Origin of the sequence: Methylobacterium sp. B4 (assembly GCF_003201865.1) — a bacterium.
GTDB lineage: Bacteria > Pseudomonadota > Alphaproteobacteria > Rhizobiales > Beijerinckiaceae > Methylobacterium.
This window is the reverse complement of the sequence record NZ_QJJJ01000001.1, coordinates 324,727-347,297: the sequence shown is the minus strand read 5'-3', so window position 1 is coordinate 347,297 and position 22,571 is coordinate 324,727. Positions and strand designations below refer to the sequence as shown.

The window sequence follows — 22,571 nt, the reverse complement described above, 5'->3', positions numbered from 1 at the left end:
CAACTGCACGACGGGCGGATGGCATGAACGGTTCGTTCGCACCTGCCGTCTTCATGCCCGAATCGGTCTCCAACCGTACGACCTGCGCGTAGGCCGCGCCGCCGTCGAAGCGGTCGGGCCTGACAGGGATTTGATCGCGATGCCTCTGACTTTCCCGACCCGTGGCGCGATGGTGGCCGTGCTCCTCAGCCTGGGCCTGGGGCTCGGCGGCTGCGACGCCCTCGACCCGACGGGCCTGTTCAACGAGAAGTACAAGCCCGAAGCCATCCCGGACACGCCGGCCGACAAGCTCTACAGCCAGGGCCTGGCGAAGATGGAGGACCGGGATTACGAGGCCGCCTCCAAGTCCTTCGACCAGCTCGACAAGCAGTACACCTATTCCGATTGGTCGCGGAAAGGCCTGCTGATGACGGCCTACGCGAACTACGAGGGCGCGAAGTACGACGACGCGATCAACGCCTCGAAGCGCTACCTCCAGCGCCACCCGGCGAGCAAGGACGCGGCCTACGCCCAGTACCTGATGGCGATGTCGCAGTATAAGCAGATCCCGGACGTGACCCGCGATCAGGAGCGCTCCGAGCGCGCCCTCGTGGCTCTCCAGGAACTCGTGCAGAAGTATCCGACCTCCGAATACGCCGCCGACGCCAAGGCCAAGATCCAGATCACCCGCGACCAGCTCGCCGGCAAGGAGATGGCGGTCGGCCGGTTCTACCTTGAGAAGCGCGCCTTCCCGGCGGCGATCAACCGCTTCCGCGACGTGGTCAGCAAGTATCAGACGACTCGCCACGCCGAGGAGGCGCTGGAGCGTCTGGTCGAGGCCTACATGGCGCTCGGCCTCACCGCCGAGGCGCAGACGGCCGCGGCCGTGCTCGGCCACAACTTCCCGGACAGCCCCTGGTACAAGGACGCCTACGCGCTCCTGCAGACCGGTGGTCTCGAGCCGCGCGAGGAGAAGGGCTCCTGGCTCAGCAAGATCTACCGCGGCGTGATCGGACGGACCGCCGCGGCGGAGTAACGCTTGCCATCTTCCGCCGAGACATCGGCATGACGATAACGCCCCAGCCGATTCGAACCGGCTGGGGCTTTGCCGTTTCGCCGAGGTGAGACGGTGCGGAGCGAGCCTGTGCAGGCATCACGATCATCGCCGGGCCCGACATGATGCCCTTTCTGCGCTGGCGCAGGGCGCTTGCCGATAGGGCTTTGCGCGGTAATCCCAATGCCGTGACACTCGTCGCGATCGTCCGAAACGAGGGGCCCTACCTCGTCGAGTGGCTCGCGCACCACCTCGCGATCGGGTTCGACCGAATCGTCGTCTACGACAACGAGAGCACCGACGACACGCGCGCGCTGTTCAAGGCGCTCGTCCGGCGCGACTTGCGGCTGCGACGGGTCCCCTGGCCCTCGCCGCCCGACGCATCTGCGCAGATTATGGCCTACGTTCACGCCCTGTCGGATCTCGCAACGTCGTGGGTGATGTATCTCGATCCCGACGAATTCGTCGTACCCCTCGGCCACTCGACGATGGCCGGCCTGATCGAAACGCTGCCCGACGCAGTGTCGAGTCTGCACGTGAACCGGCGCCACTTCGGCGTCTCGGGCCGCGAGGATCCGTCCTGTGCCCTCGTGACCCGTGCCTTCACCCGCTCCGCACCTTACGCATCGGACGATCATTATCATTTCAGGACGTTGGTGCGGGCCGACAGGATCGCTGCCGTACGACACCAGGATGTCATCTGCCGCCACGGTAGGCGGATTCTTTCGGACGGACTGATCTTCTCCGAGACCTCCGAGACGACCGCGGACCGCGTGGTCTTCGAAGGCGTGCAGATCAACCGCTACCCGAACAGGGCACTGTCTCAAGTTCGAGAGTGCGACCGCTACGGGACGGAGAATCGTGCGGTCCGCGCCTTCGATGCCCCCTTCGCGGCCGAATACCGGCGACTCTGTGCCATCCTTGACCGCAAGCCCACACTTTCCGGATGAACTCCCTCGAGCTTGCGGCTAAACCGGCGCGCGAGGTGGTGTCTGACTGCGCATCATCATCTGCCGAGGGCCGATAGCCGCCCTTCGGGCGATGCGAAAATCCAACGAGGGGCTCTGGCGCCGCTTCATGCTCGTCCAGCTCGCGATCCGCGACATCGTTCTGATCGACAAGCTCGAGTTGACCTTCTCCGGGGGGCTGACCGTCCTCACCGGTGAGACCGGTGCGGGAAAGTCGATCCTGCTCGACGCCTTCGCCCTTGCGCTGGGCGGTCGCGGCGACGGCGGGCTCGTGCGCCACGGCGAGGCCCAGGGCGGCGTCACCGCCGTGTTCGATGTGGGCGCCGGCCACCCCGCCCGCGTCATCGCCGCCGCTGCGGAGATCGATACCGACGGGGACCTGATCCTGCGCCGCACGCAATTCGCCGACGGGCGCACCCGCGCCTTCGTCAACGATCAGCCGGTCGGCGTTCAGACCATGCGGGCGATCGGCACGGCTCTGGTCGAGATCCATGGCCAGCACGACGACCGCGCGCTGGCCGATCCCACCACGCACCGCGCCATCCTCGACGCCTTCGGCGGCCTCCAGGGCCCGCTTGCCCAGGTCGCGGCCGCGGCCAAGCGCGTGCGCGCCGCGCGCTCCGCCCTTACCGAGCAGCGTGAGCGGGTCGAGGCCGCACGGAAGGAGGCCGATTTCCTGCGCCACGCGGTGGAGGAACTGGGCGCCCTGGATCCGCAGGCGGGAGAGGAGGCGATCCTGGCCGAGCGCCGCACAGTGATGCAGCAGGGCGAGAAGGTCGCCCGGGAGTTGAACGAAGCCCTCGACATCGTCGGCGGCTCGGGCTCGATGGTGCCGCACCTGTCCTCCGCCGTGCGCCGGCTGGAGCGGCGCAGCGCCACGGTGCCGGCCCTGGTCGATCCGAGCATCGCCGCGCTCGACGCGGCCCTCGTCGCCCTGGACGAGGCCCGGGCCACCCTGGACGCGGCCGTGCTCGCCGCGGAGTTCGATCCGCGCGAACTGGAGCGGGTCGAGGAACGCCTGTTCGCCCTGCGAGCCGCCTCGCGAAAGTACTCGGTCCCGGCCGACGACCTCGCCGACCTGCGCACCCGCTACGACGCGGATGTCGCCGCCCTCGATGCCGGCGAGCAGGCCCTGGCCGGCCTTCAGGCGGAGCTGGACGCGTCCGAGACGGCCTATGCCCAGGCGGCCAAGCGGCTCGGCGAGGGGCGCCGCAAGGCGGCCAAAGCGCTCGACGCGGCGGTCCAGGCCGAGCTTCCCCCGCTCAAGCTCGAAGGCGCGCGCTTCATCACGCAGATCGCCGTGGACGAAGCCTCGCGCGACGCCGCCGGCACCGAGCGGGTGGAGTTCTGGGCGCAGACCAACCCCGGCACCCGCGCCGGCCCGATGATGAAGGTGGCCTCGGGCGGCGAGCTGTCCCGCTTCATGCTCGCCCTCAAGGTGGTGCTGGCCGGCAAGGGCTCGGCCCCCACCCTGATCTTCGACGAAATCGACACCGGCCTCGGCGGGGCGGTGGCCGACGCCATCGGGGCGCGGCTCGGCCGGCTTTCGGAGCAGGTCCAGGTGGTGGCGGTCACGCACGCACCGCAGGTCGCCGCCCGCGCCTCGACCCATTTCCGCATCGCCAAGGACAGCGTGAAGGGCGGCAAGGCGGCCAAGGGCGCGGAGAAGAGCGAGCGGGTCACGACCCGGGTGGTCGGACTGGCGGCGGATGCGCGCCGTGAAGAGATCGCCCGGATGCTCGCCGGCGCCACGGTGACCGACGAGGCCCGCGCGGCAGCGGCACGCCTGCTGCTGGGCGCCGCCGGCTGACCGGATTCTACTCGCCGTCGTCCAACTCGATCCCGTACTCCGCCAGCACCCAGAAGATCGCCTCAAGATCGTCCGCGGTCACGTCGCGAGGAGGCAACGCCTCTTCCAGGTCGTCGTAGGTGAGCGAGCGGCGGCGCTCCGCATCCGCCTTGGCGAGCAGGCGGTCGACCGTCATGCGGATATCCGCCGGCAGGGCGTCGTGGCTCGGCAGCACGACCCCGCCGGCCGGCCGCAGGGCGTCGGCGAGCAGGCGATCGATAATCGCCTGCCGTCGCGCGTGAGCTCCGTCCGAACTGTCCATAGAGCGGAATATGGACCGGCGCGGGCGCGCGTCGAGTCTCCCAGTTCACACGAGGCCTACGGGGCATATTGCATCAGGCGCGGGCCGATAGGATGCAGAGCTTGCCCGTGGTTGGCACGGACGGTGACATGGGAGAAGAGTCTAGAGCGACTGACCGGACCGTATCAGCGCGCGGCAAAATCCTGTGACGGGTCTCGCAAACAGCGGCCCCGATCCTCCAAGGATGTCATCTTGCTGTGCTCACTGACAATGATGCAAGAAGCTGGTCAGCAAGTCCCGCAATATGAAGCCCCGTCCATCGAGAAGACCATGATCATCCTGTACTGGACAAGCCGGGACATCGAAACACCTCCCGCCGCTCCGGCATGGCAGAGAGCCTACCGACATTGCACTGTCTTCGGCGACGACGACATCTTGCCTCTGCTTCCACCCGACTTCGTCCCGATCTTCCAGTCCATTCGTTTGCCGTCGGCAAAATCGGATCTAGCGCGCCTCCTCCTGCTTCGAAAGCATGGAGGATTGTATATCGACGCCCATATCGGTCCCACCTCACCGGCGCGGCTGCTGGAAACGCTCGACGCACTTTCGACCCACAACCTCATCCTCTTCGGCCAGGGCTGGGAAATCAGAACCGAAACGGACTTTCATCTTATGAACGGCGTCCTTGCCGCGCGGAAAGGCGCGGATGAGCTCGACTTACTGATCAGAAAGATCATCCATAACATTATCGAGCAGCACCGCCGTGAAGCGTCGACTGCGGAGTACGTGCCGTACGACCTCCATCACATGACAGGAACGCATGTTCTGATCGATGTCTTCTTCGACACGGCGCCACCTAGTCCGAGGCTGAAACCGGATTTCGAAGAAAAAATCCATGTTCACCAGATGGCCGACAATCAGCAATCCGGCTTCGAAATTGCTGCCTACTACTCCTACCGCAAGCCCAATGGGCATTGGAGTGAGCGCCAGAAGAACGAGCGCTTCTTTCTAAATTGACGCAGACGGTCACCGGCTCACAGCGGGGTAGGCTTATCACCGATCCCGATCAATCGTGGACCGCCAGTTCCGCCGCCTTGGCGATGCGCACCGGGATCGCCTTCGCGGCCGGGACTTTGGCCTGTGCATCGTGGTGCCAAAGCGGGATCAGGACGTTCAGCTCCGGGTAGTAGCCGGCGCAATTGCCTTCGGGGATGTCGTACTTGACGATCCTCAAGCCCTTCACCTCGCGGGCGAACTCGTCGGCGGCCTCCGTCACGACATCGACGGACTCGCCGTCGGCCAGATGCAGCCGCTCGATATCGTTCTCGTTCATGAACAGCACCTGCCGGGTACCCTTCACGCCGCGGAAACGGTCGTGGTAGCCGTAGATCGTGGTGTTGAACTGGTCGTTTGAGCGCAGAGTGATCAGGTCGAGCACGTCGCGGCGATCGCTCTTCATATCCGGGTCCATGTCGAGCCCGTCCGGGGGGACGGCGAAGTTGGCCTTGCCAGTCTCGGTCTCCCACTTGCGCTCGCGGGCGGGCAGCGGTTTGTGCAGGCCGCCGGGCTCGAACAGGCGTGCGTTGAAGTCCTTGAACTTGTCCGGGTACGTCGCTTCGATCGCGTCGCGCACCTTGGAATAGTCGCCGACCCAGGCGTCCCAATCGACCTTCGGGTTGGGCGGGAGTGCCGCCTTGGCGAGCTGTGCCACGATCCAGGGCTCGGAGCGCACATGGTCGCTCACGGGCCGGGCGACACCGCGCGAGCCGTGGAAGCAGGAGGTCGAATCCTCCATCGACACGGCCTGCGGCCCGCTCGCCTGCTCGTCCACCTCGATCCGGCCGAGACAGGGCAGGATGTAGCTGATCTCCCCATGCACGAGGTGTGAGCGGTTGAGCTTGGTCGAGACCTGGACGGTGAGCCGGAGCCCGCGCCACGCCTCCTCCATCCGCCGCGTATCGGGGACCGCGCGCACGAAATTGCCCCCGAGACCGACGAAAGCCTTCACCTTGCCGGAGAGGACGCCTTCGCAGGTCTCGACCGTGTTCAGTCCCTTCTCGCGGGGCGGCTCGAAGCCGTACATCGCCTTGAGCTTGTCCAGCGGCACCAGCGACGGCTCGTCGGCGATGCCGACCGTGCGCTGGCCCTGCACGTTGGAATGGCCGCGCACGGGGCAGATGCCGGCGCCCGGCCGGCCGATATTGCCGCGCAGGAGCAGCAGATTGACGAACATCTGCACCGTCTCGGTGCCGCGGCGGTGCTGCGTCAGCCCCATGCCGTAGATGCCGATCACCGCCCGCGCCCGGGCGTAGACGGCGGCGGCCGCCTCCATGGCCTCCCGCTTGAGACCGGATTTCGTCTCCAGGGCCGGCCAGTCGAGCCGGTCGCAGAATTTTTCGAACGTCTCGAAGCCGTGCGTGTGCTCGGCGATGAAGTCGATGTCGAGAATGCGCGGGCGGCCCTCGTCTTGCGCCTGCCGGTCGGCGGCGAAGAGCGCCTTGCACATGCCCGCGATCGCCGCGATGTCGCCGCCCGCCTTCACCTGATGGTACTGGGTCGAGATCTGCGTCGAGGAATGGGTCAGCATCTCGACGGGCGATTGCGGGTTGGTGAAGCGCTCCAATCCGCGCTCCCGCAGGGGATTGAAGGTGATGATGGGCACGCCGCGGCGGCGGGCGTCCTGCAGTGGGTGGAGCATCCGCGGCGAATTCGAGCCGACATTCTGCCCGAAGAACAGGATCAGGTCGGTCGATTCGAAATCCTCCAGCACCGTCGTACCGACCGGAACCCCGATCGATTGCGGCAGCGCCTTCGAGGTCGATTCGTGGCACATGTTGGAGGAATCGGGCAGGTTGTTGTTGCCGTACATGCGCGCGAACAGCGCGTACATGTAGCTCGTCTCAAGAGAGGCCCGGCCCGAGGAGTAGAAGACGGCCGAGGTCGGGTCGGTCTCCCGCAGCGCCTTCAGCTCGCGGCCGATCTCCGCGAAAGCCTCCTCCCAGGCGACGGGAAGGTAGCGGTCGCGCTGCGGATCGTAGCGCAGCGGGTGCGTGAGCCGGCCCTTCTCCTCGAGGTCGTAGTCCGGCCAGGTCAGCAATTCGGTGACCGAGTGGCGCTCGAAGAAATCGGGGCCGATCCGCTTGCGGGTCTGCTCCCAGGCGGTCGCCTTGGCGCCGTTCTCGCAATATTCGAAGGTGGCCGGCTTGGCGGGCTTCGACCATGCGCAGGACACGCACATGAAGCCGCCCGGCTTGTTCTGCTTCATCAGCATCGCCGCACCGGAGGCCGGGATCTCCTCGCGGGTCAGGATGTCGACGAGCGACCGGGCCGACCCCCATCCGCCGGCCGGGTCGGTATAGGCTTCGATCTTCTGGTCGGGCATGGCCGGGCTCGCTTCGCGTGAACCTCGGCCAACATCCACGCGAAAGGCCCGGTTCCGCCCGTGCGACGATGCCTACGGGTTCGCGTCGTCCGCCTCCGCCTATTGATCGGCGAAGGGCTCCGCGCCGGTCGCGTCGGGGTTCATGCCCTCCACCGCCCCGCGGCTGCGGCGGGGCCGGGGCGGCGCGTTGGCCGCCGTCGGCGCGGCGGTGTTGGCGCCGAGCCGCGCGGCGAGGGCGATCGCCCGCGCCTCGGTGAAGCGCAGGTGGCAGTAGCCGTGGGCGCCCTCGCGGGCATAGGTCCGGCAGGCCTGCTCCCGGTCGGAGGAGAAGGCGGCCTGCTCCTGCACGATCGGGCGGATGTCGCCGCCCCGCGCCCGCTGGGTCATGACCTTGTAATTGTCGCGTACCGCCTTGTCGGCGACGCCGCGGGCGGTGTCGAACTCGCCCGCCTGCGGCATCAGCGCGGCGGCGTTCGGTCCCCAGAGGCCGGAGGGGGTCGTCTCGCAATCGGCGGCGGTGAAGGTGCAGGCCGGCCCGGAGCCGAGCGGCGTGGCGAGCACGCTGCCGTCGAGGATCTCGAAGCGCAGAGGGCATTCGGCGCTGGCGACCGTGAAGCGGGAGACGCCCTGCGCACGCCCCTCGGCGGCGAGCGAGACCGGCTTGCCCGCGGCGAGCTTCACCGTGCAGCTCTCGGTGGGCTGCGAGATCTTGGTGCCGGGCAGGCTCACGAGGGCCGTGTAGGCCGAGCCGTTCCGCTCGATCTTGAGGGAGCCGTTCAGCCCGTTCAGCAGCAAGGTCTGTCCCGCGACGTTGTCCTCGGCCGGCACCCGCAGCACCACCGGCTGACGCGGCTGGGCCGGCACGCTCGAACGCGTCTCGCTCCCTTCGCCCGGCGGGGGCGTGATCGGCGTCCCGGGTTCGACGGGCTGGGGCGGCTGCACCGGCACGTTGCGCGGCGGCTGCGGCGGCCGCGCGGCACGGCCGATGCCGAACAATTCCTCGAAGAAGGACTGGGCCCGGGCCGGCGCAATGGACATCCCCGCCAGGCAGGCGAGCGCGACGAGCAGGCCCGTCGCGGCGCGCGGCGGGCGAGGCCGGCCCTGACGGGATCCTTCGGGGTTGGGCAGAAACATCAGGCCTTCGTCATTCCGGTTCGATGCCCCTGGCGCGGGCAGTCGCGCGCAGTCAGTCATCGTCGTAGCACGTCACCCGTGGCGCGGACGTGGCAGCCTGGCAACAAGCCCGCGCGCCGCCGGCGGCTGCCGCGTCAAGAAAAGGTGTGAACCCGCCGGGGGATGGGAGGCCTGCGCGAACCTTCGGGCCGGCGTTCTTGCGGCGGCGTAGCCGTCTTCTTATATGCGGCGGGACACGGGACGAGGCCTTGGGAGCGCATCCCGCGAGGGTCAGGCGCTTCGGACCATCCCGTTCTCAAACCAGACGTTTCAACCGCCATGGGTCGAGCTGCTTCGGGGCTCGGCGGTCTGCTTGAAAAATCCAACAGAGGGATCCCACCATGGGTAAAGTGATCGGTATCGACCTCGGCACCACCAATTCCTGCGTGGCCGTCATGGAAGGCACGCAGCCGCGGGTCATCGAGAATGCGGAAGGCGCCCGCACCACCCCGTCCATCGTCGCCTTCACCGACGACGGGGAGCGCCTCGTCGGCCAGCCCGCCAAGCGACAGGCCGTGACCAATCCGGAACGCACCTTCTTCGCGATCAAGCGTCTGATCGGCCGGACCTACGACGATCCGCTGACGCAGAAGGACAAGGGCCTCGTGCCCTACAAGATCGCCAAGGGCGACAACGGCGACGCCTGGGTCGAGGCCGACGGCAAACGCTACTCGCCCTCGCAGATCTCCGCCTTCACCCTTCAGAAGATGAAGGAGACCGCCGAGTCGCATCTCGGCCAGCCGGTGACGCAGGCCGTCATCACGGTGCCCGCCTACTTCAACGACGCCCAGCGTCAGGCCACCAAGGATGCCGGCAAGATCGCCGGCCTCGAAGTGCTGCGCATCATCAACGAGCCGACGGCGGCCGCGCTCGCCTACGGCCTCGACAAGAAGAAGGCCGGCACCATCGCGGTCTACGACCTCGGCGGCGGCACCTTCGACGTGTCGATCCTCGAGATCGGCGACGGCGTGTTCGAGGTGAAGTCGACCAACGGCGACACCTTCCTCGGCGGCGAGGACTTCGACAACCGCGTGGTCGAGTACCTCACGGCCGAGTTTAAGAAGGAGCAGGGCATCGACCTGACCAAGGACAAGCTCGCCCTCCAGCGCCTCAAGGAGGCCGCCGAGAAGGCGAAGATCGAGCTGTCCTCGGCGACCCAGACCGAAATCAACCTGCCCTACATCACCGCCGACGCCTCCGGCCCGAAGCACCTCGCGCTGAAGCTTAGCCGGGCGAAGTTCGAGTCGCTGGTCGACGACCTCGTTCAGCGCACGATCGAGCCCTGCCGCAAGGCGCTCAAGGATGCCGGCGTCTCGCCTGCCGAGATCGATGAGGTCGTGCTCGTCGGCGGCCAGACCCGCATGCCCAAGGTGCAGGAGGTCGTGAAGGCCTTCTTCGGCAAGGAGCCCCACAAGGGCGTCAACCCGGACGAGGTCGTCGCCATCGGCGCCGCGGTCCAGGCGGGCGTGCTCCAGGGCGACGTCAAGGACGTGCTGCTGCTCGACGTGACCCCGCTCTCGCTCGGCATCGAGACGCTGGGCGGCGTGTTCACCCGTCTCATCGACCGCAACACCACGATCCCGACCAAGAAGTCTCAGGTCTTCTCGACAGCCGAGGACAACCAGAACGCGGTCACCATCCGGGTCTTCCAGGGTGAGCGCGAGATGGCGGCGGACAACAAGCTGCTGGGCCAGTTCGACCTCGTCGGCATCCCGCCGGCACCCCGCGGCATGCCGCAGATCGAGGTGACCTTCGACATCGACGCCAACGGCATCGTGAACGTCACGGCCAAGGACAAGGCGACGAACAAGGAGCACCAGATCCGCATCCAGGCCTCGGGCGGTCTGTCCGACGCCGACATTGAGAAGATGGTCAAGGACGCCGAGGCCAATGCCGAGGCGGACAAGAAGCGCCGCGAACTGGTCGAGGTGAAGAACCAGGGCGAGAGCCTGATCCATGCCACCGAGAAGTCGGTCGCGGAGTACGGCGACAAGGTTTCGGCCGCCGACAAGGGTGCCATCGAGTCCGCCATCACCGCGCTGCGCACGGCGCTGGAGGGCGACGACGCCGAGGGCATCAAGGCCAAGACCAACGACTTGATGCAGGCCTCGATGAAGCTCGGCGAGGCGATGTACGCCGCCTCGCAGACCGAGGGCGCGCCGGGCGCCGAGGGTGCCGCGGCCTCGGGCGAGAAGAAGGACGACGTCATCGACGCCGACTTCCAGGAAGTGGACGAGAACGAGCGCAAGAAGCGCGCGTAAGTCGTCGTGAGAGCCGGGAGCGGTGCGCCAGCGCCGCTCCCGGCATATTTCGTTCAAGGGACGATGCGGACGGCTTGATCCTCGGGCAAGGCTCGGGGATCAACCTTGTCGGGCGTCCGATGGATGCGGTGGTCGATCCGGCCCGTCCCGTTCGAGTCGGGAGGCGGATCGCGGCGCGGCCGAGAGACCGGCACCGACGATCGGGCCGGCAGCCGACGCGAACGAGAGGCTCCAGAGGCCGGGAATGTCGAAGCGGGACTATTACGAGGTCTTGGGCGTCTCGAAGACCGTGTCGGAAAGCGAGCTGAAGGTCGCCTTCCGCAAGCTCGCCATGGTCCATCATCCGGACCGCAATCCCGGCGACAAGGAAGCCGAGATCAAGTTCAAGGAAGTCAACGAGGCTTATCAGTGCCTCTCCGACGGCCAGAAGCGCGCGGCCTACGACCGCTTCGGCCACGCCGCCTTCAGCCAGGGCGGCGCGGGCGGACCCGGATTCGGCAACGAGTTCGGCGACTTCATGTCGGACATCTTTGAGAACTTCTTCGGGGACGGACGGGCTGCGCCCGGCGGCTCCGGCGGGCGCGGGCGCGGCGGCGCCCCGGGCCGCGAGCGCGGCTCGGACCTGCGCTACAACCTCGAGATCAGCCTCGAAGAAGCTTTTTCCGGCAAGACCGAGACGATCCGCATCCCGACCTCCATCGCCTGCGAGGTCTGTTCCGGCACCGGCGCCAAGGCCGGCTCGAAGCCGCGCACCTGCTCGACCTGCGGCGGCTACGGCCGGGTGCGGGCGGCGCAGGGCTTCTTCGCGATCGAGCGGACCTGCCCGAGCTGCCATGGCCGCGGCGAGGTGGTGGACGACCCCTGCGCGGCCTGCTCCGGCGCGGGACGGGTCAACCGCGAGCGCACGCTCTCGATCAACGTGCCGGCGGGCGTCGACGACGGCCTGCGCATCCGGCTCGCGGGCGAGGGTGAGAGCGGCCTGCGCGGCGGCCCGGCGGGCGACCTCTACGTCTTCCTCTCGATCAAGCCGCACCCCTTCTTCCAGCGCGACGGGGCGGACCTGTTCTGCCGCGTGCCGATCTCGATGGTGACGGCGGCGCTCTCGGGCGAGATCACCGTTCCGGTGATCGACGGCTCGCAGACCCAGGTGCGCATCCCGGCCGGAACCCAGACCGCCAAGCAATTCCGCATCAAGGGCAAGGGCATGCCGGTGCTGCGCTCGCGGGAGGTCGGCGACCTCTACATCCAGGTTTCGGTGGAGACGCCGCAGAACCTGACCAAGCGCCAGCGCGAGCTCCTGCAGGAGTTCGACCAGTCGGCCTCCGACGAGAACCACCCCGAGAGTGCCGGGTTCTTCTCCAAGGTGCGCGACTTCTTCGTCAGCGGCGCGACGCGGACGTGAACGGCACGCAACGGCGGCAATCGGCATGTGGGCGGCGCGCTGCGGGATCAAAACCGCGGGACGCCGGTTCTCCCCGCGGCTCGGTTCGGCGCGCCGCGTGCCGTTCGTTACGGACGCGCGCGGCGCAGCTTGACTGAATGCGGGTTTTCGTCGTCTAGCCTGTCCCCTCCATGATGACCCGAGGACCATCGGACGTGCCGCCGCTTCGCCGTACCAGCGCCCGAGCCGTCGCCGCGACACGCGTCATCCGCGAGCGGAAGGATCCTCTGGAGGACGAGGCGCGCTTTCTGCGCTCCTGGTTCGAGCGCCCGCTCGTCACCGGCGCCGTCACACCCTCGGGCCGGATGCTCGCGCGGACCATGGCGGCCTATGCCGACCCGAACGTCGCGGGTCCCGTGATCGAGCTGGGACCGGGCACCGGCCCGGTGACCGAGGCCCTGATCCGCCGCGGCTTCGATCAGGACCGGCTCGTCCTCGTCGAGTTCAACCCGGATTTCTGCACGCTGCTGCGCCGCCGCTTCCCCGGCGTCACCGTGATCTGCGGCGATGCCTACCGCATCCGCGACACGCTGGGCGACCGGCTCGGCAGCCTCAGCGCCGCGACGATCTCGAGCCTGCCGCTGTTCACCAAACCCCTGGAACAGCGGCTCGAGCTGCTTCAGGGTGCCCACGACCTGATGCGTCCGGGTGCCCCCTTCGTGCAGTTCACCTACGCGGTGGTGCCGCCGATCCCGGCCAAGTGCGAGGCCGGCAGCTACACCGCCAGCCGCTCCAACCGGGTCTGGCTCAACCTGCCGCCGGCCCGCGTCTGGGTCTACCGGCGGCCCGAGCCGCAGGGCGCCGCCGCTCTCTGAGCGCCGATAGCGCCGGCATGTTTCCGATTGTACGAATCGCGCTCAGTCCCCATTCACCCGGCGCCGCCTAGCGTCACCTCCAAGGCCGGTCCCGACGGCCGATGATTGGAGGTCACACCACATGTCCCAGCCATCCATGACAGGGCGCGCCCGCGCCGCGCTCGCCGGCCTCGCGCTGATGGCCGCCGGCCTGTTCGGTGCCGATGCCGCCAACGCCGCGCCGCTCGCGCCGGCCCCCGCCGCAGCGCTCGCCTCGGAGGCGACCGTCGAGACGGTGCAGTGGCAGCACCATCATTTCGGCCACCGCCACCATCCCCGCCATTGGGGCCATCGCCACCATCGTCACGGGCATTGGGGCCATCACCGCCGCCACTGGGGCCACCATCACCACGGCTGGGGCCACCGCCATCACCACCGCGGTCATTGGGGTCACCGCCATCGCTGGTAAGCGGGGCGGAAGGCCGGCCGGGGCTGTCGCCACGGCCGGCCTTTTCCGTTCAGCCGAGCCGCTCCATCACGGCCTCGCGGGCGGCCGGTGAGGTCGTGCCGATCCGGTAGGCCGCCCGCAGAGCCGCTTCGGCCCGCCCGGCCGCGGCCTCGTCCGCCGCGTGGACGAGGGCGAGCGGATCGCCCGCCGCGAGCCGGTCGCCCGGCCGCGCGAGACCGGTGAAGCCGACGCTCGGATCGATCGCGTCCTGCGGCCGGGTGCGGCCGCCGCCGAGCCCGATCACCGCGAGGCCGACGGCGCGTGTATCGACGCGCTCCACGATACCCGCCTTTCCGGCCGTCACCGGGCGCACCACCGCCGCCCGCGGCAGGTACCTGACCGGTGCGTCGGCGAGGTCGGTGGGGCCGCCCAGAGCCGCCGCCATCCGCGAAAAGACTTCGCAGGCCCGGCCCGAATCGAGCGCTTCCGTCAGCCGCTCCTCCGCTTGCCCGACATCCGCGGCGAGGCCGCCGATGGTCAGCATCTCGGCGGCCAGCGCCAGCGTGACCGCGTGGAAGTGCGGCTCGCGGGTGCGGCCGGTGAGGTAATCGAGCGCGTAGGCCACCTCGACCGCGTTGCCGGCGGCGGAGGCGAGCGGCGCGTCCATGTCGGTGACGAGGGCGCGGGTGCGCAGGCCGGCCGCGTTGGCCACCGTGACGATGCTCTCGGCCAGCGCCCGCGCCTCCCCGCGGCTCGCCATGAACGCGCCCGAACCGACCTTCACGTCCATGACGAGACCCTGCAGCCCCGCCGCGAGCTTCTTGGAGAGGATCGAGGCGGTGATGAGATCGAGGGATTCCACGGTCCCGGTGACGTCGCGGATCGCGTAGAGGCGGCGGTCGGCCGGCGCCAGTTCGGCGGTCTGGCCGATGATGGCGCAGCCGACCTCGGCGACCACCGCGCGGAAACGGTCGAGGCCCGGCGCCACGTCGTAGCCGGGGATGCTGGCGAGCTTGTCGAGTGTGCCGCCGGTATGGCCGAGCCCGCGCCCGGAGATCATCGGCACGTAGCCGCCGCAGGCCGCCACCATCGCCGCCAGCGGCAGGCTCACGGTGTCGCCGATCCCGCCGGTGGAGTGCTTGTCGAGCACGGGGCCGGGCAGGTCCCAGGCCAGCACCGTGCCGGAACCGGTCATGGCCCGTGTGAGCGCCACGCGCTCGTCGAGGCTGAGCCCGCGAAAGAACACCGCCATGGCAAAGGCCGCCGCCTGTCCCTCGGTCACGCGTTCCTGCACCAGCCCTTGGATGAAGCCGGCGATGTCGGTCTCCGAGAGCGCGCGTCCGTCGCGCTTGTCGCGGATGATCTCCTGGGGGAGCCTCATGCCTCCGCCTCCAGGGCCCGCACGAGTTCGGCATGGAGCGCGCTCGCACCGATGCGGAAGGTTGTCGGACTCGCCCAGTCCGGCCCCATGATCCGGTCGGCGAGCGCCAGATAGGCGGCGGCGTCCTCGACCCGGCGCAGGCCCCCCGAGACCTTGAGGCCCGCCGGACGGCCGCCCGCGCGGATCGCGTCGAGCATGATCTCCGCGGCGGGCAGCGTGGCGGAAACGGGTGTCTTGCCCGTGGAGGTCTTGAGGAAATCGGCGCCGGCCTCCAGCGCGAGCCGGCTCGCCCGGGCGATGGGATCCGCCTCCCCGAGCATGCCGGTCTCCAGGATCACCTTGAGAAGCCGGCCGCCGCAGGCCTCGCGTACAGCCGAGACCATCGCCCGGGCTCCGTCCGCATCGCCCCGCAGCAGGGCGCGGTAGGGCAGGACGAGATCGATCTCGTCGGCGCCCGCGCGCAGGGTGTCGCGCGTTTCGCGGATGACCTGCGCCGCGTCCTCCTCGCCCGATGGGAAGTTGACGACGGTGGCGACGCGCACGCCGCTGCCCTCGAGGGCACGCACCGAGGCCGGGACGAAACGCGGCCAGACGCACACGGCGGCGACGCCGCTCCCGCGTGCGGTCTCGCAGAGGGCCAGCGCGCCGGCCTCGGTGGCGCTCTCGCCCAGATCCGTCAGGTCGAGCAGCTTCAAGGCGCGCCGGGCGACGCGGGCGGCCTCGCGCGGGGGGAGGGCGGAGGGTGCGGACATCCGCGATCCTTCAAGGTTCCGGCAGGCGGGCGACGAAAGCGGCGGCGAGTCGGGCGAGGTCGGTGCCCGCGCGGGCCGCGACCGCCTTGGTCTCGGCATGGTGGGGATCGCCGCCCTCGATCCCCGCCGCGAGGTTCGTCACCACCGAGATGGCGGCGACGGAAAAGCCGAGAAAGCGGGCGAGGATGGTCTCGGGCACGGTCGACATGCCGACGAGATCGGCGCCGAGGATGCCGGCCATGCGGACCTCGGCAGGCGTCTCGAAGCTCGGCCCGGAGAACCAGGCGTAGACGCCCTCGGCCAGGGGCAGGCCGGCCTCCTGCGCCGCCGCCCGCAGAGCGCGGCGCAGGGCGGGATCGTAGGCGTCCGTCAACGGCACGAAGCGCGCCTCGCTCGCCTCGCCGATCAGCGGGTTGAGCCCCGACAGGTTGATGTGATCGCTCAGCATCACGAGGCTGCCCGGACCGACGGAGGGACGCAGCGAGCCGGACGCGTTGGTGAGCAGGAGCCGGCCGGCACCCATCGCCCGCGCGGCGGCGAGCGGCCCGCGCATCGCCGCCGCGTCGCCCCGCTCGTAGGCGTGAGCCCGCCCCTCGAAGACGAGGACCGACCGCCCCGCGAGCCGCCCGCGATGCAGGCGGCCGCCATGCCCGCTGACGCCCGGGGCGGGAAAACCGGGAATCTCCCCGTAGGCGAGGCTGCGACGTTCCTCGACCGCTTCCACCAGGGCACCCAGGCCGGTCCCGGTGACGAGGGCGCAGGCGTGAGGCCCGGCGAAGCCCTCGGCCCGCAGCTGGGCGAGCGCAGCGTCGTCAGCGACCATGGGCGAGATGCTCCGGTCCGAAGGAGGCCGGCAGCAACGCCTCCAGCGTGTAGCGGGCGCGAAGGCCGCCGGGTCCGGCGGCGAGGATCGGCGTGTCGGGCGCACCGAACTCGCGGATCCGCTGGCGGCAGGCCCCGCAGGGCGTGACCGGATCGGGGCTGTCGGCCAGGACGAGGATCGCCCGGATGCGGCGGCTCCCGCCCGCGATCATCGCGGAGACGGCGCCCGCCTCGGCACAGGTGCCGACGGGATAGGCGGCGTTCTCCACGTTGCAGCCGGCATGGATCCGCCCCGCCTCGTCGCACAGGGCCGCACCGACGGCGAAGCCGGAATAGGGCGCGTGGGCGCTGGCGCGCACGGCGAGGGCTGCCGCGAACAGGGCATCGAGATCGGGTTCGGTCACGGGCGCGCTCGGGGCAGCGGACTGGGCATGGTCCGGTTTGGCCCGAGGTGCCCCTGCCTGTCGAGGGGCGGGACCGGACGGGACGCGCCGGCAGTCGACAGCGCCGCGCGCGGCTTCTAAGGCAGATCGGAACGGATTGGACGGCAGCGGGAGGCCACGGCAATGCTCGGACGCTACGATCGGGGATCGACCGGCGGCGAGGCCAAGGTCGAGTTCGGCGACGGCACCATGCGGGTGGTCAAGCCCGGCACCTACGTGCGCTGTGCGGTGACCGGCGAGCCTATCGCCCTGGACGCCCTGCGCTATTGGGACGTGGATCGCCAGGAGGCCTACGCCTCTCCCGAAGCGGCGATGCAGCGGCTCAAGGAAACCCGCGCGAGCCGTTGACGGCGCGCCGCGTCCGCCGCCCCGCCTCGACCGACCTCGTCGGGATCGGCCTGCTCGCCGGAGCCGCGGGCTTGGCCTTCATCGGCGTCAGCGATCTCGCCGCTCTGATCACCGGCCTGAACGCCGGCACCGAGCGGATCGAACTGTCGAGCCACGCGCCGGCGGCCCTGGCCGCCGCCATCGGGCTCGCCGCCTTCGCGGCGATGCTGTTGCGGCGCAAGGGGACGCAGCGCGGCGACACCCAGCTCATGGGCCTTGCCCTGGCCTGCATCCCGCTGATGCTGCTACTGCCCATTCCGTACCTGCTGGCAGGACGCGCCGTGCTGACCTCGCACGGCTACCGACAATGCGACACCGGCATCGACGGCCGCCGAGCCGTCTACCGCTGGTATCGGAGCACGACCGGTCCCTGTCGTTAACGCCGAGCGTCAGGCCCGCGGGAACGTCGCCGCGAGTTGAGCGCGGATGCCCGCTTCGTCGGCGAAGGCGAGGACCACCCGCAGCACCTCTACCTCCGCACTCCGCCCGGGCGGCAGGCGCACCGCATCCTTGGCCGTGGTGACGAGGCCGGCGCCCTCGCGCCGGGCCAGCGCCGCCAGATCCACCAGTTCCGATTCTCGGAACGGGTGATGATCGGGGAAGGACCGCTCGGCCACCACCTGCGCGCCGAGCCCCCGCAGCGTCTCGAAGAACTTCTGCGGGCGGCCGATGCCGGCGAAGGCGACGACCCGGCGCCCGGCCCAGGCCCCGCCGGCCTCGGGCACGAGGCGGGCGCGGTGGACCGGCAGGCCGCGCGCCCGCGCCGCCTCCGCGACCGCCGCGCCGGGCGCGCCGTCCCCGACGAGGACGAGGCCGGCCACGTGCGGCCATTGCCGGGCCAGCGGCGCCCGCAAAGGGCCGGCCGGGAAGGGCAGGCCGTTGCCGACGCCCGCCCCGGCATCGACCACGGCGAGCGCGAGGGTCTTGGTCAGGCTGGGGTTCTGCAGCCCGTCATCCATGACGATCACGCTGGCGCCGGAAGCCGCACAGAGGCGAGCGCCGGCCGGGCGGTCACGGGAAACGATCGTGGTCGCGCGCGCCGCGAGCAGCAGCGGCTCGTCACCGACCTCCGCCGCGCCGTGGCGCGCGGGATCGACGGCGAGCGGCCCGGGGAGCCGGCCGCCATAGCCGCGGCTGAGGAAGGCGGGCCGGTGCCCGAGATCGCGCAGCAGGCCGGCGAGGGCGAGAGCGACCGGCGTCTTGCCGGCGCCGCCGAGGGTGAAGTTGCCGACGCAAAGGACGGGACAGGGCGGCGCGGCGCCGGGGCGGTCCATGCGGCCGGCGACGCGCCCGCCGTAGACGCGGCCCACGGGTGCCAGCAGCCGGGCGAGGGGATGGGTCGGCGGCTGCGACCAGAATCCGGGCGGGCGCATCGGGGGCTCAGGCGCGCTCCCGCGCGGCCAGCTTCATCTGCGCGACGTAGGGTTCGAGCACCGCCAGCGTGCGCGTCACGGCCCCCTCGAAGGGCAGGAGCGCCGCGTGGCCCCGCCGCGCCATGGCGGAGAGACTGTGCGGATCGGCGACGAGTTCGCCGACGGCCGCGAGGAGGGAGTCTTCGTCCGCCACCGCACGCGCGCCGCCGTCGGCGTCGAGAGCGCCGTAGGGCTCCGTGAAATTGTGGACGTGCGGCCCGTGCAGAATCGCGCTCTCCAGGCGCACCGGCTCGATCGGGTTCTGGCCCCCGTGCGGCACCAGCGAGCCGCCGAGGAAGACGAGCGGGCAGAGCCGGTAGAACAGGCCGAGTTCGCCGAGCGTGTCGGCCACGTAGAGGTCTATGCCCGGCAGCGGGCGCCCGACCTTGGCGCGGCGGGCCACGCGCAGGCCGGCCTCCACGGCGGCCTGAGCCACCTCGTCGCCCCGGCGGGGATGGCGCGGCACGATCACCGTCAGCAGGCGGGGAAGGCGCGGCTTGAGGCGGGCATGGACGCGGGCGACGATCTCGTCCTCGCCCGGATGGGTGCTCGCCGCCACCCAGACCGGCCGGTCGCCGATCATGTCGCCGAGATAGGCGACCTGCTGCGCATCCGCGGGCGGCACGGCCGAATCGTATTTGAGGTTGCCGACCACGCTGATGCGCGGGGCGCCGAGCCGGGCGAAGCGCTCGCCGTCCTCCCGGGTCTGAACGAGGCAGACCGCGATCCGGGTCAGCAGCGCGCGGGCGGTGTCGGGCGAGCGCGTCCAGGCCTTGTAGGAGCGCTCCGACATCCGGCCGTTGACGAGCACCAGCGCGACGCCCCTTCGGTGCAGGGAGACGATGGTGTTGGGCCAAATCTCGGATTCGGCCACGAGGGCAAGGTCGGGCTGCCAATGATCGAGGAAGCGCTCGATCCAGCGCGGCGCGTCGAGCGGCATGTACTGGTGCACGGCGCCCGGCGGCAGGCGCCGGCTCAGAAGGTCGGCGGCGCTGCGGGTGCCGGTGGTGACGAGCACCGAGCAGCCGCGGGCGATCATGCCCTCGATCAGTCCGACCAGGGAAAGGGCCTCGCCGATACTGGCCCCGTGCATCCAGACGAGGTGACCCACCGGCCGCGCCCGGCCGGCCAGACCCCGGCGCTCGGAGAGCCGGGCGGGATCTTCCTTGCCCCGGCGGGAGCGCCAGGCCAGCAGGCCGGCGACCGCGGGCTCGCCGAGATAGAGCCCGTAGCGATAGGCGCGCAGGGCGACGGGAAGCGGCGCCACCCTCATGCCGGGCGGCCCGGCGCGTCGCTCAAGGACTCGGTCGGCGTCGCGGGCCAGGCGCCGACCCGGTCGGGACGGCCGACGAGGGTGTAGGCGCGGTCGTGGACGCGGTTGAGTTCCGTCTGCACCCGCTGCCGCAGGGCTTCGACCTCGGCGGGCTCGATGTCGCGGGGGACGAAGGTCGGCTCGCCGAACACCATCGCCCCGCGGCCGAAGGGCAGGCCGAGGCAGGCCCGGTCCCAGGACTTGAAGCGGATGTGTCGGCTCGTCACGACGGCCACCGGCACGATGGGAGCGCCGGAGAAGCGGGCGAGCATGATGATGCCCGCATCGCAGACTCGCGAAACCTTGGGCACGTCCGCCGAGAAGGCGACGGTCTCGCCGCCCTTGAGCGCCCGGACCATGGCCCGCAGGCCCTCCGCCCCGCCCTTGGCGCGCACATCCCGCACCGCACGGCCCCGGGCGCCGGAGGCGCGCATCACCCGGACGCCCAGGCGAGTAAGGGCCATGGTGTTGATGTTGCCGTCGGGCGAGCGCGAGATGATCGTGGCGACCCGGTCCTGCGGACGGCTCATGAACGAAATCATGATGTGCTGGCCGTGCCACATCGCCGCGATGAACGGGCCGTGGGCATCGAGCCGGGCATAGGCGTCCGCCGGCTCCCGTGTGAAGCGGTTGGTGCGCCGCACGAGCCGGAGATAGCCGGAGGCGATGTGGCTGAGCGCAAGCTGCACGGCCGGCTTGCGGCCGATGGTCTTGAGGAGGCCCATGGGATCGGCGCGCTCTTCCCATTCGCGGATTGCCGGCTCCCGGCGGCGAGGTCCGGGGGGTCCGACAGACGGGGGCTGTCTAGCCCCGACAGGTCCGCCGAGGCAACGGACGGAATGCGAAAGCTTAATATAAGTTATAAGTTCATGTCCGCTTCGGCTCCGGTGTGGTGTTGACGCGGGCGCGGGTTCCCGCGATGCGAGGCGGCGACATGTTCCGCCTCGCCCATCTCACCGATCCGCATGTCGGACCGCTGCCGCGACCGCGCCTGCGCCAGCTCCTCAGCAAGCGGGCCACCGGCTACGTGAACTGGCGCCGCGGCCGTGGCCGCCACCACGACATGGACCTGCTCGGCGCGCTCGTGGCCGACCTACACGGCCAGGGCGTCGATCACGTCGCCTGCACGGGCGACCTGTGCAATCTCGGCCTTCCCGACGAGTGGGAGACCGCCCGGATCTTCCTGGAGGCGCTCGGTCCCGCGGATCGGGTCAGCTTCGTGCCGGGCAACCACGATGCCTATGTCCGCGGCTCGCTGGAGGGCCTGCTCGGCACCTGCGGCGGCTGGACGGAGGCCGATGACGGCCAGAGCTGCGCCTTCCCCTATCTCCGGCGGCGCGGGCCGCTCGCCCTGGTGGGATTGTCCTCGGCGATCCCGACAAAGCCCTTCGCCGCGAGCGGGCGCCTCGGACCGAGCCAGATCGAGCGGGCCGAGCGGCTGCTGCGCGATCTCGCCGCGGCGCCGGAGCGCCCCTGCCGCGTGGTGATGATCCACCACCCGCCCCACCTCGGCGGAGCGGCCTCGGGGCGGGAATTGAAGGATGCGGCCGATTTCTCGGCGATGATCGGCCGGGCGGGAGCAGACCTGATCCTGCACGGGCACAACCACGTCGGCACCGTGGCGCAGATTTTGGGGCCGGGGGGACGGCCGGTGCCGGTGGTGGGCGCGCCCTCGGCCTCGGCACGCACGCTGCTCACCAACCGCCGCGCCTCCTACTACCTCTACACGGTCACGCAGGGAGAAGCGGGCTACCGCATCGCCGTGACGGAGCGCGGCCTCGACGAGGCGGGCGGCATCGGGCCGCTGTCGGGCTTCGACATCGAGACTCCGCCTGCCGACCGGATCGGGCGCATCCACCGCCGCCACCGGGCCTGAGGGCGTCAGATCAGGCCCATCTTGGAGAGCCCGTTGGCGCGGGGCAGGGGGCGCAGCAGGCTCTTCACCTGCGAGAAGGGCCGCGGCCGGTTGATCACCTCGTCGAGCCGCGACCACAGGGTCTTGGGCGAGAACGGCTTGGCGATGATCTCGTTGACGCCGAGCGCGATCGCGCGGTCGACGACGTTGCGGCGCGGCTGGGCCAGCATCAGGATGATCGGCACCGTCGGCGAGGGCGAGGTGGCCGGCGTGCGGGCGAGCCGGATGAATTCCTCGCCCGACAGGATCGCCAGATCCCAGTCGATGATCGTGAGGTCGGGCTTGCTCTCGGCCAGCACGCCGAGCGCCTCGGCGCCGTCCGGCGCCTCCAGCACGCGCTTGATGCCGACGCGCATCAGCATGTCGCGCACGATGCGGCGGATATAGAGGCTCTCGTCCACGACGAGGGCCGAGAGATCCGGAAAGGTCGGGGTTGCGATCATCGGCGGCGGTCACGCCCGGCGGGATCCGAAGCGTCTCCGGACCATCCTAGCGCCGCGCCGGTTTGCGTTTCCCTAAGACCCACGAACGACCACGGCACCGAATCACCTCGGCCG

22 protein-coding genes are annotated in these 22,571 nt (G+C 70.2%); 11 read left to right on the top strand and 11 right to left on the bottom strand.

Annotated features, from left to right (window positions below):
- Window positions 1-139 precede the first annotated feature (139 nt).
- From BY998_RS01720 to recN, 3 genes are all read left to right on the top strand, one after another.
- Complete coding sequence (locus tag BY998_RS01720; RefSeq protein ID WP_110350243.1) at window positions 140-1,015, top strand: outer membrane protein assembly factor BamD; 876 nt, start codon at window positions 140-142, stop codon at window positions 1,013-1,015.
- A gap of 140 nt (window positions 1,016-1,155) precedes the next feature.
- Window positions 1,156-1,983, top strand: coding sequence for a glycosyltransferase family 2 protein (locus tag BY998_RS01715; protein WP_110349884.1), 828 nt, complete (start codon window positions 1,156-1,158; stop codon window positions 1,981-1,983).
- A 127-nt stretch (window positions 1,984-2,110) separates the two neighbouring features.
- Window positions 2,111-3,811: a DNA repair protein RecN gene (recN, locus tag BY998_RS01710; protein ID WP_110350242.1), complete on the top strand. Its 1,701-nt coding sequence runs from the start codon at window positions 2,111-2,113 to the stop codon at window positions 3,809-3,811.
- Between the two features lie 7 nt (window positions 3,812-3,818).
- Here the strand turns inward: recN and BY998_RS25145 are convergent, their stop codons facing one another.
- Window positions 3,819-4,112, bottom strand: a complete 294-nt coding sequence (locus BY998_RS25145) for an RNA polymerase sigma factor region1.1 domain-containing protein (RefSeq protein ID WP_110349883.1) — start codon at window positions 4,110-4,112, stop codon at window positions 3,819-3,821.
- A 231-nt stretch (window positions 4,113-4,343) separates the two neighbouring features.
- On the opposite strand from BY998_RS25145, the gene BY998_RS01700 reads away from it, so the two are divergent.
- Window positions 4,344-5,108, top strand: coding sequence for a glycosyltransferase (locus tag BY998_RS01700; protein ID WP_146221740.1), 765 nt, complete (start codon window positions 4,344-4,346; stop codon window positions 5,106-5,108).
- A 49-nt stretch (window positions 5,109-5,157) separates the two neighbouring features.
- On the opposite strand, the gene BY998_RS01695 is transcribed toward BY998_RS01700, so the two are convergent.
- Window positions 5,158-7,473 (bottom strand): FdhF/YdeP family oxidoreductase, encoded by a 2,316-nt coding sequence (locus BY998_RS01695; protein ID WP_110349881.1) that lies wholly within the window; start codon window positions 7,471-7,473, stop codon window positions 5,158-5,160.
- 99 nt (window positions 7,474-7,572) lie between these two features.
- Window positions 7,573-8,607, bottom strand: coding sequence for a hypothetical protein (locus tag BY998_RS01690; RefSeq protein WP_245421439.1), 1,035 nt, complete (start codon window positions 8,605-8,607; stop codon window positions 7,573-7,575).
- A gap of 380 nt (window positions 8,608-8,987) precedes the next feature.
- Here BY998_RS01690 and dnaK point away from each other — a divergent pair, with 380 nt between their 5' ends.
- From dnaK to BY998_RS01670, 4 genes are all read left to right on the top strand, one after another.
- Window positions 8,988-10,907, top strand: coding sequence for a molecular chaperone DnaK (dnaK, locus tag BY998_RS01685; protein WP_110349879.1), 1,920 nt, complete (start codon window positions 8,988-8,990; stop codon window positions 10,905-10,907).
- Window positions 10,908-11,151: 244 nt separating this feature from the next.
- Window positions 11,152-12,309, top strand: a complete 1,158-nt coding sequence (gene dnaJ, locus BY998_RS01680) for a molecular chaperone DnaJ (protein WP_110349878.1) — start codon at window positions 11,152-11,154, stop codon at window positions 12,307-12,309.
- Between the two features lie 194 nt (window positions 12,310-12,503).
- The gene (locus tag BY998_RS01675) at window positions 12,504-13,163 is read left to right on the top strand and encodes a methyltransferase domain-containing protein (protein ID WP_110349877.1); all 660 of its coding nucleotides are present in this window, start codon (window positions 12,504-12,506) and stop codon (window positions 13,161-13,163) included.
- 121 nt (window positions 13,164-13,284) lie between these two features.
- Window positions 13,285-13,611 (top strand): hypothetical protein, encoded by a 327-nt coding sequence (locus BY998_RS01670; protein WP_110349876.1) that lies wholly within the window; start codon window positions 13,285-13,287, stop codon window positions 13,609-13,611.
- Between the two features lie 49 nt (window positions 13,612-13,660).
- Here the strand turns inward: BY998_RS01670 and deoA are convergent, their stop codons facing one another.
- Genes deoA through BY998_RS01650 form a run of 4 tightly spaced genes read right to left on the bottom strand, consistent with a single transcriptional unit; the run spans window position 13,661 to window position 16,949 of the window.
- Window positions 13,661-14,971: a thymidine phosphorylase gene (deoA, locus tag BY998_RS01665; protein ID WP_110349875.1), complete on the bottom strand. Its 1,311-nt coding sequence runs from the start codon at window positions 14,969-14,971 to the stop codon at window positions 13,661-13,663.
- Window positions 14,968-15,723 carry a deoxyribose-phosphate aldolase gene (gene deoC / locus BY998_RS01660; protein ID WP_110349874.1) on the bottom strand — a complete coding sequence of 252 codons (756 nt, stop codon included), beginning with the start codon at window positions 15,721-15,723 and terminating at the stop codon, window positions 14,968-14,970. Before deoC ends, deoA begins: the two co-directional genes overlap by 4 nt.
- A gap of 10 nt (window positions 15,724-15,733) precedes the next feature.
- Window positions 15,734-16,546, bottom strand: coding sequence for a purine-nucleoside phosphorylase (locus BY998_RS01655; protein ID WP_110349873.1), 813 nt, complete (start codon window positions 16,544-16,546; stop codon window positions 15,734-15,736).
- Window positions 16,536-16,949, bottom strand: coding sequence for a cytidine deaminase (locus BY998_RS01650; protein ID WP_110349872.1), 414 nt, complete (start codon window positions 16,947-16,949; stop codon window positions 16,536-16,538). Before BY998_RS01650 ends, BY998_RS01655 begins: the two co-directional genes overlap by 11 nt.
- A gap of 162 nt (window positions 16,950-17,111) precedes the next feature.
- Here BY998_RS01650 and BY998_RS01645 point away from each other — a divergent pair, with 162 nt between their 5' ends.
- The gene (locus tag BY998_RS01645; RefSeq protein WP_110349871.1) at window positions 17,112-17,336 is read left to right on the top strand and encodes a DUF2093 domain-containing protein; all 225 of its coding nucleotides are present in this window, start codon (window positions 17,112-17,114) and stop codon (window positions 17,334-17,336) included.
- Window positions 17,333-17,755 (top strand): hypothetical protein, encoded by a 423-nt coding sequence (locus BY998_RS01640; protein ID WP_110349870.1) that lies wholly within the window; start codon window positions 17,333-17,335, stop codon window positions 17,753-17,755. Before BY998_RS01645 ends, BY998_RS01640 begins: the two co-directional genes overlap by 4 nt.
- A 9-nt stretch (window positions 17,756-17,764) precedes the next feature.
- Here the strand turns inward: BY998_RS01640 and lpxK are convergent, their stop codons facing one another.
- Genes lpxK through BY998_RS01625 form a run of 3 tightly spaced genes read right to left on the bottom strand, consistent with a single transcriptional unit; the run spans window position 17,765 to window position 20,824 of the window.
- Window positions 17,765-18,748 (bottom strand): tetraacyldisaccharide 4'-kinase, encoded by a 984-nt coding sequence (gene lpxK / locus BY998_RS01635; protein ID WP_110349869.1) that lies wholly within the window; start codon window positions 18,746-18,748, stop codon window positions 17,765-17,767.
- 7 nt (window positions 18,749-18,755) lie between these two features.
- Window positions 18,756-20,060, bottom strand: a complete 1,305-nt coding sequence (locus BY998_RS01630) for a 3-deoxy-D-manno-octulosonic acid transferase (protein WP_110349868.1) — start codon at window positions 20,058-20,060, stop codon at window positions 18,756-18,758.
- On the bottom strand, window positions 20,057-20,824 hold the full coding sequence (locus BY998_RS01625; RefSeq protein WP_110349867.1) for a lysophospholipid acyltransferase family protein: 768 nt from the start codon (window positions 20,822-20,824) through the stop codon (window positions 20,057-20,059). The genes BY998_RS01630 and BY998_RS01625 overlap by 4 nt, the downstream gene beginning before the upstream one ends.
- 209 nt (window positions 20,825-21,033) lie before the next feature.
- Between BY998_RS01625 and BY998_RS01620 the strand changes: the two genes are divergently transcribed.
- A complete protein-coding gene (locus BY998_RS01620) occupies window positions 21,034-21,975 on the top strand; it encodes a metallophosphoesterase (protein WP_110349866.1) in 942 nt (313 codons plus the stop codon).
- A gap of 5 nt (window positions 21,976-21,980) precedes the next feature.
- Here BY998_RS01620 and BY998_RS01615 read toward each other — a convergent pair whose 3' ends face one another.
- Complete coding sequence (locus BY998_RS01615; protein WP_110349865.1) at window positions 21,981-22,457, bottom strand: response regulator; 477 nt, start codon at window positions 22,455-22,457, stop codon at window positions 21,981-21,983.
- Window positions 22,458-22,571: the final 114 nt, after the last annotated feature.

Bases quoted from the DNA above. Each gene is read 5' to 3' on its own strand.
- BY998_RS01720 (WP_110350243.1), top strand. From the start codon at position 140: ATGCCTCTGACTTTCCCGACCCGTGGCGCGATGGTGGCCGTGCTCCTC.
- BY998_RS01715 (WP_110349884.1), top strand. From the start codon at position 1,156: ATGATGCCCTTTCTGCGCTGGCGCAGGGCGCTTGCCGATAGGGCTTTG.
- recN (WP_110350242.1), top strand. From the start codon at position 2,111: ATGCTCGTCCAGCTCGCGATCCGCGACATCGTTCTGATCGACAAGCTC.
- BY998_RS25145 (WP_110349883.1), bottom strand. From the start codon at position 4,112: ATGGACAGTTCGGACGGAGCTCACGCGCGACGGCAGGCGATTATCGAT.
- BY998_RS01695 (WP_110349881.1), bottom strand. From the start codon at position 7,473: ATGCCCGACCAGAAGATCGAAGCCTATACCGACCCGGCCGGCGGATGG.
- BY998_RS01690 (WP_245421439.1), bottom strand. From the start codon at position 8,607: ATGTTTCTGCCCAACCCCGAAGGATCCCGTCAGGGCCGGCCTCGCCCG.
- dnaK (WP_110349879.1), top strand. From the start codon at position 8,988: ATGGGTAAAGTGATCGGTATCGACCTCGGCACCACCAATTCCTGCGTG.
- dnaJ (WP_110349878.1), top strand. From the start codon at position 11,152: ATGTCGAAGCGGGACTATTACGAGGTCTTGGGCGTCTCGAAGACCGTG.
- BY998_RS01670 (WP_110349876.1), top strand. From the start codon at position 13,285: ATGTCCCAGCCATCCATGACAGGGCGCGCCCGCGCCGCGCTCGCCGGC.
- deoA (WP_110349875.1), bottom strand. From the start codon at position 14,971: ATGAGGCTCCCCCAGGAGATCATCCGCGACAAGCGCGACGGACGCGCG.
- deoC (WP_110349874.1), bottom strand. From the start codon at position 15,723: ATGTCCGCACCCTCCGCCCTCCCCCCGCGCGAGGCCGCCCGCGTCGCC.
- BY998_RS01655 (WP_110349873.1), bottom strand. From the start codon at position 16,546: ATGGTCGCTGACGACGCTGCGCTCGCCCAGCTGCGGGCCGAGGGCTTC.
- BY998_RS01645 (WP_110349871.1), top strand. From the start codon at position 17,112: ATGCTCGGACGCTACGATCGGGGATCGACCGGCGGCGAGGCCAAGGTC.
- lpxK (WP_110349869.1), bottom strand. From the start codon at position 18,748: ATGCGCCCGCCCGGATTCTGGTCGCAGCCGCCGACCCATCCCCTCGCC.
- BY998_RS01630 (WP_110349868.1), bottom strand. From the start codon at position 20,060: ATGAGGGTGGCGCCGCTTCCCGTCGCCCTGCGCGCCTATCGCTACGGG.
- BY998_RS01625 (WP_110349867.1), bottom strand. From the start codon at position 20,824: ATGGGCCTCCTCAAGACCATCGGCCGCAAGCCGGCCGTGCAGCTTGCG.
- BY998_RS01620 (WP_110349866.1), top strand. From the start codon at position 21,034: ATGTTCCGCCTCGCCCATCTCACCGATCCGCATGTCGGACCGCTGCCG.
- BY998_RS01615 (WP_110349865.1), bottom strand. From the start codon at position 22,457: ATGATCGCAACCCCGACCTTTCCGGATCTCTCGGCCCTCGTCGTGGAC.